This window comes from Gilliamella sp. LMG 34360, assembly GCF_984568995.1.
Window position 1 is genome coordinate 2,650,948 of the sequence record NZ_OZ474900.1, and the last position, 12,521, is coordinate 2,663,468.

12 protein-coding genes and 1 pseudogene are annotated in these 12,521 nt (G+C 36.3%); 2 read left to right on the top strand and 11 right to left on the bottom strand.

The genetic code is table 11. The annotated features are described in order from the left end of the window. Positions 1 to 155 precede the first annotated feature (155 nt). The gene (locus AC5LW9_RS11915) at positions 156 to 1,505 is read left to right on the top strand and encodes an MFS transporter (RefSeq protein WP_493455966.1); all 1,350 of its coding nucleotides are present in this window, start codon (positions 156 to 158) and stop codon (positions 1,503 to 1,505) included. Between the two features lie 82 nt (positions 1,506 to 1,587). On the opposite strand, the gene gorA is transcribed toward AC5LW9_RS11915, so the two are convergent. The 11 genes and pseudogenes from gorA to ribH all read right to left on the bottom strand — a co-directional run bounded on the left by gorA (position 1,588) and on the right by ribH (position 11,558). Then, positions 1,588 to 2,940 carry a glutathione-disulfide reductase gene (gene gorA / locus AC5LW9_RS11920; protein ID WP_493455967.1) on the bottom strand — a complete coding sequence of 451 codons (1,353 nt, stop codon included), beginning with the start codon at positions 2,938 to 2,940 and terminating at the stop codon, positions 1,588 to 1,590. A gap of 287 nt (positions 2,941 to 3,227) precedes the next feature. Further along, positions 3,228 to 4,652: a bifunctional D-glycero-beta-D-manno-heptose-7-phosphate kinase/D-glycero-beta-D-manno-heptose 1-phosphate adenylyltransferase HldE gene (gene hldE, locus AC5LW9_RS11925; protein WP_144091348.1), complete on the bottom strand. Its 1,425-nt coding sequence runs from the start codon at positions 4,650 to 4,652 to the stop codon at positions 3,228 to 3,230. A 47-nt stretch (positions 4,653 to 4,699) separates the two neighbouring features. After that, positions 4,700 to 5,473, bottom strand: coding sequence for a twin-arginine translocase subunit TatC (tatC, locus tag AC5LW9_RS11930; protein WP_493455968.1), 774 nt, complete (start codon positions 5,471 to 5,473; stop codon positions 4,700 to 4,702). Positions 5,474 to 5,487: 14 nt separating this feature from the next. Beyond that, positions 5,488 to 5,811: pseudogene (tatB, locus tag AC5LW9_RS11935) on the bottom strand (Sec-independent protein translocase protein TatB); the annotation flags it as partial. 3 nt (positions 5,812 to 5,814) lie between these two features. Next, on the bottom strand, positions 5,815 to 6,030 hold the full coding sequence (gene tatA / locus AC5LW9_RS11940) for a twin-arginine translocase TatA/TatE family subunit (protein WP_232352440.1): 216 nt from the start codon (positions 6,028 to 6,030) through the stop codon (positions 5,815 to 5,817). 68 nt (positions 6,031 to 6,098) lie between these two features. Then, complete coding sequence (gene ubiB / locus AC5LW9_RS11945; protein WP_493455969.1) at positions 6,099 to 7,640, bottom strand: ubiquinone biosynthesis regulatory protein kinase UbiB; 1,542 nt, start codon at positions 7,638 to 7,640, stop codon at positions 6,099 to 6,101. A gap of 14 nt (positions 7,641 to 7,654) precedes the next feature. Next, positions 7,655 to 8,431 carry a bifunctional demethylmenaquinone methyltransferase/2-methoxy-6-polyprenyl-1,4-benzoquinol methylase UbiE gene (gene ubiE, locus AC5LW9_RS11950; RefSeq protein ID WP_086326087.1) on the bottom strand — a complete coding sequence of 259 codons (777 nt, stop codon included), beginning with the start codon at positions 8,429 to 8,431 and terminating at the stop codon, positions 7,655 to 7,657. A 62-nt stretch (positions 8,432 to 8,493) separates the two neighbouring features. Next, a complete protein-coding gene (gene nadR / locus AC5LW9_RS11955) occupies positions 8,494 to 9,429 on the bottom strand; it encodes a multifunctional transcriptional regulator/nicotinamide-nucleotide adenylyltransferase/ribosylnicotinamide kinase NadR (RefSeq protein ID WP_493455970.1) in 936 nt (311 codons plus the stop codon). A gap of 163 nt (positions 9,430 to 9,592) precedes the next feature. Beyond that, positions 9,593 to 10,642, bottom strand: a complete 1,050-nt coding sequence (locus tag AC5LW9_RS11960; RefSeq protein ID WP_086326085.1) for a TrmH family RNA methyltransferase — start codon at positions 10,640 to 10,642, stop codon at positions 9,593 to 9,595. Between the two features lie 21 nt (positions 10,643 to 10,663). Next, positions 10,664 to 11,083 carry a transcription antitermination factor NusB gene (nusB, locus tag AC5LW9_RS11965; RefSeq protein WP_086326084.1) on the bottom strand — a complete coding sequence of 140 codons (420 nt, stop codon included), beginning with the start codon at positions 11,081 to 11,083 and terminating at the stop codon, positions 10,664 to 10,666. Positions 11,084 to 11,087: 4 nt separating this feature from the next. Beyond that, positions 11,088 to 11,558 carry a 6,7-dimethyl-8-ribityllumazine synthase gene (ribH, locus tag AC5LW9_RS11970; protein ID WP_065738607.1) on the bottom strand — a complete coding sequence of 157 codons (471 nt, stop codon included), beginning with the start codon at positions 11,556 to 11,558 and terminating at the stop codon, positions 11,088 to 11,090. Between the two features lie 383 nt (positions 11,559 to 11,941). Between ribH and lpcA the strand changes: the two genes are divergently transcribed. Continuing rightward, positions 11,942 to 12,520: a D-sedoheptulose 7-phosphate isomerase gene (gene lpcA, locus AC5LW9_RS11975; RefSeq protein ID WP_086326964.1), complete on the top strand. Its 579-nt coding sequence runs from the start codon at positions 11,942 to 11,944 to the stop codon at positions 12,518 to 12,520. The last annotated feature ends 1 nt before the right edge of the window (position 12,521 follow it).

The window sequence follows — 12,521 nt, forward strand, 5'->3', positions numbered from 1 at the left end:
TAAATTATAAATCAAATCCTCAGTTTTATAGCAAACATTAAATTTTTTTATGAGGGAAAAAAAGTCATTTTTTTGTGGCAGAATGATTTCTACATTTAAAAAAATCAAAAAGGATAGATTTTTTCTGGCTATCTCAAATAAATAGAAGGTTTTTCATGAGTCAATCTGAAATCAATGCCCAATGGCAACCCAGTGCTCGGCCATTAAATAGTAAGGATTTTAAAACATTAATATTATCATCTTTAGGTGGAACACTTGAGTTTTATGACTTTGTTATCTACGCGCTATATATTGATACCATTGTCAAACCGCTGTTTTTGCCCCATACCTTATCGCCATTAACGTTAGATTTATTTGCTTGGGGTATTTTTGCTGCTGGTTATTTGGTTCGTCCAATTGGCGGCATCATCATGGCACACTTTGGCGACAAAGTGGGCAGAAAGCAGATGTTTACTCTTAGCGTAGCAATGATGGCTCTACCAACCTTTATTATTGGTGTGTTACCAACTTACGAAACCATTGGTATTTTTGCTCCTTTACTGCTGTTAGTTATGCGTATGTTACAAGGGGCTGCAATTGGGGGCGAGATGCCAGGTGCTTGGGTATTTATCGCTGAGCATACCCCAAAACAACGTTATGGTTTGGGTGTTGGTACGCTAACATCCGGTATTACGGGCGGTATTTTACTTGGATTTTTCGTCACGATTATTATTGATCTCTATTTTACTAATCAAAATATTTTAGATTTCGCTTGGCGTATTCCATTTATTATTGGTGGTATTTTTGGCGTCATTTCCGTCTATTTACGAAAATTTTTATCTGAAACACCAATTTTTAAGGAATTAGCTGCCCGTAAAGCTTTAGAAAAAAGTATTCCCGTTGTGACTGTTATAAAAAAACATAAAAAAGCTTGTTTAATTGTCGCTTTATTAACTTGGTCATTATCAACCGCAATTATGGTGGGTATCTTAATCACCCCTGGACGTATCGTAGGTGGTATGTATCATTTTGCTAATCTTGATTGGCGTATTGGTGGGTGTATTGCTGCTTTAACATTATCAATTGGCTGTGTTATTTCTGGTTGGTTAGATGATAAATTAGGAACAGCAAAAACCGTTATCGTGACTTGGGGCGGATTAGCAATAGCCAGTATCTATTTTTTCAGTTCATTAAGCGCAGATATGTCATTAACAAAACTTTATTCGATTTGGGCAGTATTTGGCTTATTTATTGGATCCATCGCCATGACTCCAATTATTGGTACGAGAACGTTTCCCCCTGCTATTCGTTATTCTGGGTTATCATTATCATATAATTTAGCTTATGCGCTATTTAGTGCAATCACACCGACTTTAACGATCTATTTATTAAGTCCTGATCATATTTTAGGTGAATATAGTTATCTTGGTGCAGGTATTTATATCTCAGCTGTAGCTTTACTTGCGGTTTTAGTTGGGTTTTCTCAGCTAGCCCAAAAGGGTTGGCAAAATAACACAGCTAATTAATCCGCCAATTAATCAAGATACCAAATAGAAACAGGGCAATTGCCCTGTTTTTTTTAAAAAAATATAATAAATTTTTAATGCATTAGCGCATGGTAACAAACTCTTCTGCCGCTGTTGGGTGAATAGCAACAGTGTTATCAAAGTCTTTTTTAGTTGCACCCATTTTAAGTGCCACAGCAAACCCTTGTAACATTTCGTCCATACCATACCCTATACCATGTATTCCAACAATTTTTTCGTCAGGCCCCACACAAACCAGTTTCATTCGACAAGGTTGGCGGTGACTTGTGACAGCCGTATACATAGCCGTAAAGCTTGAGGTGTAAACTTTAACGTTTTCATCACCGTATTCTAAAATCGCTTGCGGTTCGGTTAAGCCTACAGTACCAATTGCTGGATGCGTAAATACCACTGTTGGAATATTAGTATAATCTAAATGTTCATCAGGTTTGTTATTAAACAATCTTTCCGATAAACGGCGTCCAGCCGCAACAGCAACAGGTGTTAAAGCCATTGCGCCAGTATCATCACCAACAGAATAAATGCCAGGTACGTTAGTATTTTGGAATTTATCGACAATAACAAATCCGTTATCATTAACGTCAATACCTGCCGCAGATAAGTTCATATCCTGTGTAGCGGGTTCACGACCTATTGCCCAAATTAGACAATCAACCGTATAACTTTCACCATTTTCAAGGGTTAAGGTTAAACTATCATCGCTATTTTTAGTAACTGATTGTGGAATAGCAAACGTGTGTAGATGCTGTCCTTCTTCCGTTATTACTTCCATTAAGGTTTTAATAATCAACGGATCAAACGATCTTAATGGTGTTGCTTGACGAATAAATTGGTGAGTCTCTGCCCCTAATGCATGCACAACCCCTGCAATTTCACAAGCAATATATCCTGCCCCAACCACAGCAACGCGTTTAGGTAAAGATTTTAATGCAAAAAAACCATCAGAGGTAATACCATATTCTGCACCTGGGATAGTTGGAATTGTCGGTTTACCTCCTACTGCAATTAAAATGTGATCGGCACTGTAATGTTCACCATTTACTTCAATTGTATGTGCATCAACAAATTTAGCGTAACCGTATATGATATCAACATTGTTATTAGTTAAAACACGATTATAGGATTGGTGAATACGATCGATATAGGCATTTCGGCTATCAAGTAATTTATCCCAATTAAATTGATTAATTGTCGTATCAAAACCGTAATCCGGACCGTAGTGATTAATTGCTTCGGCGATTTGTGCACCATACCACATCACTTTTTTAGGTACACAACCTACGTTAACACATGTTCCGCCTAACAATTTTGCTTCTATAATTGCACATTTTTTACCATATGACGCTGCTCGGTTCACTGATGCGATACCGCCACTTCCACCGCCAATCGCTATATAATCATAATGTTTGGTCATTAAATATCCTCTGTAATCGTTCTCCCAAATTAAGTAATAGCTTTGCACAAAGTGAATAATAAAAAAAGCGTTAATTATAAAATTTAACAATAGATTTTAACGATTGATCTTTGGTGTATTGAATAAAAAACCATTTTATTAGGGCGTTAGGTATATAAAGCTCTTAATTGTCAGCCTATCAGGGGGAGTAATATTAAAATGAAAAGCGAGTATAAAACGTTTGATTTGTGTAACGCCCGCTAGACTAGTCGGTTACTTGATTCAGTAACCGATTTTGTCGAAGAAAGTTAGCGGTTTTTAATGGCATTAATAATGTTGGTGGTTGAGCAACCATCTTCAAAATTGAGGACTTTGACTGTGCCACCCGCAGCAGTGACTTCTTTGCCTCCCGCAATATCTTCAGGTTTATAATCACCGCCTTTGACTAATACATCTGGCAGGATGCTGGCAATAAGTCGTTGTGGTGTCTCCTCTTCAAATGGAACAACCCAATCAACTGAATTGAGTGCACCCAGAACAATCATGCGTTGCATAAGTGGATTAATGGGTCTTGATTCACCTTTTAATTGTTTTACTGATGCATCACTGTTAACTGCAACGATGAGACGATCGCCCAGTTTTCTTGCATTAGCAAGGTAAGATACATGTCCTGCATGCAGGATATCAAAACAACCATTGGTCATCACAATTTTTTCACCACGCATGCGAGCTTTTTTTACTTCTTCCTTAAGCTCATCTTCAGTCATTACTCCAAAACCATCATCGGCACGTGCACGGATAGCGTTGCTCAGTTCAACCTGCGAAACGGTTGATGTACCCAGTTTGCCAACCACAACACCTGCAGCAGCATTGGCAAGGAAACAGCTCTCTTCTAATGATTGACCGGCAGCCAAAGCCGCGGCTAATGTGGCAATAACGGTATCACCTGCTCCCGTTACATCAAACACTTCTTTCGCTTGTGTTGGTAGATGATAAATTGGTTTATTTAATTGCAACAAGGTCATGCCTTTTTCACTACGAGTCACTAATAGTGCTTTTAGATCATATTGCTTAATCAGTTGATGACCTTTTTCAACAATATCTTCTTCTGTTTGGCATCGACCGACTACGGCTTCAAATTCCGACATATTTGGAGTAAGTAACGTCGCGCCTCGGTAACGTTCAAAATCCGTACCTTTAGGATCGACCAATACCGGAACATTTGCTTGATTAGCCAGTTTTATCATGGCTTGTACTGCCGATAGCGCACCTTTGGCGTAATCCGATAAGACCATAACTTTATGTGTTTCTAATGCGGTTTGAATGCGTTCAAGCATGGGTGTAGAATCAACATTACCAAACCCCTCTTCAAAATCAATACGAATTAATTGCTGATTGCGCGATAAAACGCGTAATTTGGTAATAGTCGGATGTGTCGATACTGATACAAAATCACATTGTACTTTGTGTTTACTTAATTGTTCATCAAGAATTTTGGCAGGTTCGTCAATACCTGTTAAACCAATTAAACGTGCATTACCACACAGTGAGGTGATATTCATTGCAACATTGGCCGCTCCGCCGGGTCTTTCTTCTAAGGCATCAATTTTGACAACCGGTACGGGCGCTTCAGGCGATATGCGATTAGTGCCTCCATACCAATAGCGATCGAGCATAATATCACCCACAACGAGTACATTAGCACGGTTAAAATCAGGTAATGATGTTTTCATTATGATTAGTTATCCTTACTGGTTATTTAAAACATATCTATCGGTTATTACTTTTCATCTTCATCATCGGATACAAAAGCATCTTCTTCACTATCTTCGTGTTTACGTGGTTGATAAAAACGTGCAAAGAAAGTGCCGATTTCAAAAAGCAGACAGATAGGTACAGCTAATAAAATTTGAGAAAAGACATCAGGAGGTGTGACAAACATAGCAACCGCAAACACCCCTACAATAATGTATGGCCGTTTTTTACGTAGGCTTTGAGGTGTAGTTATGCCTGTCCAACAGAGTAATATAATCGCAACAGGGACTTCAAAAGCGAAACCAAATACAATAAAAAGTGTCATCACAAAATCAAGATATTTTGTGATATCAGTATTAATCGCCACATCAATCGGTGCCGTGTGGATAAAAAAGTAAAACGCCAGTGGAAATACGACAAAATAGGCAAATGCAATGCCAAGATAAAAAAGAACAGTGCTTGATACAATTAATGGCATAACCAAGCGTTTTTCATGCTGATACAACGCTGGCGCAACAAATCCCCAGACTTGGTAAAGTACATAAGGAATTGAGATAAATATCGCCACTACAGCCGTTAATTTAATCGGGGTAAAAAATGGCGCGGCAATATCTGTTGCTATCATACTGCTACCTTGTGGTAACTGACTGATAAGTGGATTTGCCACAATATGATAAATATCATTAGAAAAATAGAGTAAACTGCTGAATACGACTAATATACAAATAATACAACGTAGCAGCCGTGTTCTGAGTTCAACAAGATGTCCAATTAAAGGTTGTGTAGCGTCGTCAGTCATGATTTATCTTTATCTGAGTGAATTTGAGGATCCAATTGAGTGGCCGAATCGATCTCTTTTTGTAGCGATTCTGTTACGCGTTTTAAGTCATCAATTGATTCCTGAATTTCTGGAGTCAGTGTTTTTAAACCGCTTTGTTCAGCCTTTTTTAAACTGTCTTGCAACTCTTGCAATTTTAGTTCTTTGTTTAATTCCAGTTGCACTGTTGCTGACATACGGCGCAGTACTTTTATCCAACCAGCAACAGTTTTAATAGCAACAGGCAATCGCTCTGGCCCTAATACCACCAGTCCAATAATTAATACTAATAATAGCTGACCAAAGCTGATGTCAAACACGTGTTACTCTTTTTTGGAATTATTGTCATCAGTCGAATTAAGATTTTCAACTTTCGCTGAATTACTGCTTTCGGGTTTATCATCGTCATCATTCATGGCTTTTTTAAAGCCTTTGATTGATGCACCAAGGTCAGAGCCCAACGAGCGTAACTTTTTAGTTCCAAATAATAACACAACAACAGCAATTAATATGAGTAGTTGGGGCAAGCTTGGCATCATGATATCTATCTCCAATAAAGTTGAGATTTAAATTATACACTTAAATAATAAGATTCCAACAGTAACGATTAATGAATAATAAGCAATGCAATACCTGCAACACTAACTAAAGCAAGTATTGTCATTAAATATTGCTGACATTTTTTACTTTGTTGTAACTCTTGGTTAATTTGTTTTAATTGGCTATTCATCTGTTTGGTTATTCGTTCATAATCATTCAATTTCGCTGGTAACTGAGGCAAAATGATTCGCCATTGCGGTAATGATTCCCATGCTTGTTGCAATAGCTTTTGCGCACTATATTTATCTTCATACCATTTTTCTAAAAAAGGTTTGGCAGTTTTCCATAGATCAAGTTCAGGATAAAGCTGGCGACCCAATCCTTCAATATAAAATAGCGTTTTTTCAAGCAGTATTAATTGTGGTTGGATATCCATCTCAAATTGCCGAGCTACCTCAAACAATTGCAATAAAATGTGTGAAAATGATATTTCGGCCAGTGGCTTGGCAAAAGCAGGCTCACAAACATTTCGCATCGCCCTTTCAAGAGCCACAATATCGGTTGTTTCAGGTACCCAGCCAGAAGCAATATAGGTTTCCGCTATTTTTCGATAATCGCGATTAAAAAAAGCTAAGAAGTTTTCAGCAAGATAACGCTGATCATCATTACTTAATATGCCAACAATTGCACAATCAATCCCGATATAACGAGGATCGTTAGGATCAGAGATATCAACAAAAATATTACCTGGGTGCATGTCCGCATGGAAAAAGTTATCACGAAAGACTTGAGTAAAGAAAGCTTGAACGCCGCGCTGAGCAAGTAATTTCATATCGACATTATGTTGTTTTAGTTGCTCAACATTGGCAATAGGAACCCCTTTCACTCGTTCTTCAACAAGGACGTTCTTACGACATAACTCTTGATATACATAAGGAATATATAAAATATTACTATTGATAAAATTTTCTCGTAATCTAGCAGTATTATAAGCCTCTTGCAGTAAATCAAGCTCTTTTAATAGTGTTGATTCATAATCTCGTACGATTTCAACAGCACGCAGTTTCTCGCCAAATCTTATACGTTTAGTAAATTGTTTTGCTACCCAATACATCAAACCAATATCGGCTTGAATTGCTGGCATAATATTAGGACGTAATACCTTGATTACGATTTCGGCTTGACTATGTTTTAATGTAGCCGTATGTACTTGAGCGATTGATGCTGACGCTAATGGTTTTTCATCGAAATTAGTAAAATAATAGTCGATGGGTTGTTCAAGTGCTTGTTCAATAAGTTGTTTAGCAATTTTACCGTCAAAAGGATCGACCTGATCTTGTAATTTTGCTAATGCATTCGCAATGTCTTTGGGTAACACATCACGCCGAGTTGAGATCATCTGCCCGAATTTTATCCAAACCGGTCCTAACTCTTGTAAAGCTAGACGTAAACGTTCACCAATTGGTTGTTGCTTGGCTTTCGGTTTCACCCAAAATAGACAAAACAATAAAAAGCGTAGCCATTTTGATAAACGATGTGCTGGCAAAAGCTCATTCAAACGATAAGCATGAAATACTGTTAATATTTTATAAAGTCGAAAAAATGTCATTATTTGTCATCGCTTCAAAATTTAAAGCCGGTATGTAATGCGACAATTCCACCTGTCATGTTGTGATATTTAACATCGACAAAACCTGCATCTTCCATCATTTTTTTTAGGGTATTTTGATTTGGATGCATGCGGATTGATTCAGCTAAATAACGATAACTATCAGAATCGTTTGCCACAATTTTGCCCATTAATGGTAACATGGTAAAGGAATAAAGATCATAAGCTTTATTAAGAATTTTGTATTGTGGTTTAGAAAATTCCAGAATGAGTAAACGTCCACCCGGCTTTAATACCCGCCACATAGATCGTAATGCTTTATCTTTATCAGTAACATTGCGAAGACCAAACGAAATGGTAATACAATCAAAATAGTTATCCGCAAAAGGTAATTCTTCAGCATTAGCCTGTACATATTCGATATTTTTAAATAGGCCTTTGTCACGCAGTTTGTCACGTCCAACTTTTAACATGGATTCATTGATGTCTGCCAAGACAACTAAGCCATTATCACCGACAAGTTGAGAAAATTTTGCAGTTAAATCACCCGTTCCACCAGCAAGGTCTAACACTTTTTGACCTTTACGCACACTGCTATATTCAATGGTGATTTTTTTCCAAATACGATGAATACCAAATGACATCAAATCATTCATTACATCATATTTATCTGCAACAGAATGAAATACATCGGCGACACGTTTAACTTTTTCTTCTTTTAAGACTTGCCGATAACCAAAATCAATTTTTTCTTGATTTGTATTATCTTGATTGTCAGATGATTGAGACATAAAAATTTACCTATCACAAAGATTTAGCTTATTTTAACATAAGCATGAATAAATGTGATGAACTAAATCAATAATGCTTCAACCATCTTGCCTACCGTTTCAAAATGTTGTGCAGGAGTATGATTAGGATCGAGATCATTTTGATGAATCACTAAATCGAAATGATAACTGTCTTTCAGCCCTTTCAGCACTTGATTTTCTTTTTCAAAAATCTGTGTGTAATATTGAGCTAATGTATCAAAATCAATCGTTGTGAAAAGCAGTTTATTGCTATTTTCTACTGCTCTTGACAGTCGTTCCACATGTAAAATTGCAATGCGAATATAATCTGTTTCACTAAGATAACGTTGATTATATGGCGTTGAAATCTCTCGGTCTATATAGTTAATGTAACCATTACTGACATGTTGCGTATTATAAATATTGGCCAGTTGTAGCGACAACTCATTGAATTTACCTTGGCCAATAATTGCGACTTTTTTGACAAAAAATGGTTTAGCCGCATCAGCAATAAATGACCAGTTTTTATAAGGATTTTGGCGAACTTGCGTCGCGCTGATGTTCATAAAATTACGATCAGCATCAACAATAATTACTGGGCAATCGAAATAGAATTCATAATCTTTGACATCTTGTGGTTCACTGGTGAATACAACATTTGGTTTAATTTTATGCTTAGATAAAATCTGTTTAACACGATCACTCCAATCTTTCCAGCCATTGGGGTAAGATTTAATGCCCGCTTCATCTAAAATGTGTATATGAATATTATGACGATCTTTAAACGTTTCTTTTAACCATGAAAAACGATCGCTAACTTGAGGTTGTCTTGGTAGATGACTTTTATCAAAAAGTTCTTTATCTCGTGTTGCTTCACAACCCAAAAAAATATGCAGCTCATCAACTTGTGTCATTGCTTTTTCAATTAAATAGATATGACCACAATGTAAAGGATAAAACTTACCAAAAATTAAACCAACTTTATACTCATACGTCATAACAAACACCAACACATTTATATGCTTTACTAGTTAACAATGTACAGAAAAAAAAAGCTATTTCTAATCAAATGATGCTATTAAATAGATTTCACCAAAGAACTTTTCAGATTCTTCAGTGTAACATTTTGATAATATTTAATAAAATTATAATTCAATATTTTTATAAATTTGATAACAAAATCCCTGTAGCAACTGAAATATTCAGTGCCGGCATATTATCATTACCTTTCAAATGTACGACGACATCAGCACAATTGACAAGTTTCATATTAATTTGCTGAAAAATAACTAAAGCAACCTTTTTATTAAATTGAACTTTATGTAATTCGCTCGAAGCAACCGATTTGGTTTGACAAGGTAGTAAAGCAACAATTTGATAACCTTGTTGCTTTAACATATCAAGCGAGGCAACAAAATCATCACTTTTAATGGATTCAACTGCTTCTATACCGCCCTCAGCAACTCGCATTGCAGCGCCACTATCAAGCAGATTTGTTTGACGTAACATGACAGCATTTACACGATAAAAAGCTGCGCTCCTTATTAATCCACCTAGATTATGCGGATTATTAACATCATCAATCGCTAAAATACAATCCTTATCGGCATCACTTTTTTGTTCTAAATAATTTAATAAGGTTAATGGAATACGTTTTTTAACAATTAAACAGACTCCACCATGATGCTGTGTTTGAGTTATTTTATTAAGCTGTTCATTAGAAACAATATCATAACCTAAACGCTCTTGAACTAGCCAATTGATTAACTCTTTAAACTGATAAGTCATCTCTTGGATAATAAACAATTTAACAATGGCACTGCGTCGATGTTTGAATACCGCTTTACAGCTATTTTCGCTGTAAACTAAAGTTTCTTCTTTGCGTTGCCGATATCCGTCATAACCAAATGTCGGTGTTTGATCATTGGCACGTACTTTCTTCTGCCATGGTGAATCATGTTCAATTTCTGATGGAGATCGATTTAATTCAATAACAATACTTTTTTTTGCAAACCTTGGTCTATCACTGCGTGCTTGAAAAGTTTCAATACGATCATTACGATCACGTTTCGGTTTAGACTGAAATGCATCATTTTTACGCTTATCCTTCCATCCAGTTGATTTTTCTTTATTAGCACGAGAGTGTTTTTTAGGCTCACTATGTTTAGCGTAAAAAATAGTTGGTTTACTTTTTTCAGTATTGTCGGTCATATCAATCTCACAATTAATCGGTTATCGCGTTCGGATGGTTGGGGCTATCTTATCTAATACGCCATTAACAAATTTATGGCTATCAGCAGCACCGAATGTTTTAGTCAGGTCTATCGCTTCGTTTATCACTACTTTATAAGGTACATCTTGACGCTTCATTAATTCAAAAAGTGCAATGCGTAATATGGCAAGTTCTACTTGACCTAGCTCTTCGACTTTACGTTCAGTGAGATAAGGAGCCATTTTTTCGTCTAATTCCGCAGTGTTTTTAGCAACACCATGTAATAGTTCTCGAAAATACTTAGTATCAACACCTTTCATATCTTGTTCTGCAATAAAACTGGTCTCAACATCAGCAAGATCGTTTCTAGACACTTGCCAAGAGTAAATGGCCTGTACTGCACACTCTCTTGCCCGACGACGAGGATTAACTAATGCCACTAAATTACTCCTTAATTGCTTTGATAATATTTAGCATTTCTAATGCAGTTAACGCTGCTTCGGCACCTTTATTGCCAGCTTTTGTACCTGCACGTTCAATAGCTTGTTCAATAGATTCGGTTGTTAAAATACCAAATCCTACCGGAATGGTATGATCCAAACTTGCATTTAATAATCCAGAACTTGATTCACCTGCAACAAAGTCAAAATGCGCTGTGCTACCACGAATAACCGTACCTAACGCCACAATTGCATCATATTTTTTTGATTGCGCAGCAACTTTAGCAGTTAAGGGAATTTCGTAAGCACCTGGCACCCAAATTATGGTAATGTTTTTTTCGTCGACTTGACCAATACGAGTCAACGCATCGACAGCACCGTTGACCAAACTTTCGTTAATAAATTGATTAAATCGAGCCACAATAATGGCAACTTTAGCATTGGGTGCAGCAACTTGACCTGTAACAGTTTGCATGTTAATTCCTTATTTATTGATTTTAAATGCAATTTCACTATCTTTATTTGTGAAAATTTTCTTGTAAAATTGTATCACAAATTAACAGCTTATCCTATTGGCAAATAACGCTTCGAACAAGCTTTATCTAACAATTTATTGGTAAAAGAAATACAAATATTTTGTCTATTAATGCACAATAATTTTTTTTCATTCGTTAACATAAAAAATTTATGCAATTAAGAAGCTAATTTGCTTAATTCCTCTTCTTTTTTTTACTTAAACATATGCCTCACCTGAAACTTTTTTACAAAATTTGTAATTTAATTTTTATTATCGCTTGCAAGCAGTTAGGAAAAAACTACAATGGTGATAAAGTTTTTTTTAATTACGAGGTAGGACTGATGTATATTGACAATATTCGAAACGAATTAACCCAAGCAATTGATGTACTAACAAACTTTGTTTCGGATGAAAAAAATCTTAAAGCTATCCAACAAGCAGCGGTATTAATTGCCGATTCATTTAAGCAAGGCGGTAAAGTATTGTCGTGTGGTAATGGCGGTTCTCATTGTGATGCCATGCATTTTGCTGAAGAGTTAACGGGTCGTTTTCGTGATAATCGTCCTTCCTATCCAGCAATTGCAATATCGGATGTAAGCCATATTTCATGTGTAGGTAATGATTATGGATTTGATTACATTTTTTCACGCTATGTTGAAGGTGTGGGTAACAAAGGCGATGTATTACTCGGTATTTCAACATCAGGCAATTCAACCAATGTCATTAAAGCCATTGAAGCGGCTAAACAAAAAGGCATGAAGATCATTACACTAACGGGCAAAGATGGCGGTAAGATGAATGGACTTGCAGATGTGGATATCCGTGTTCCACATTTTGGCTATGCTGATCGCGTACAAGAAATCCATATCAAAGTTATCCATATCCTAATTTTACTTATTGAAAAAGAGATGACCAAATAAA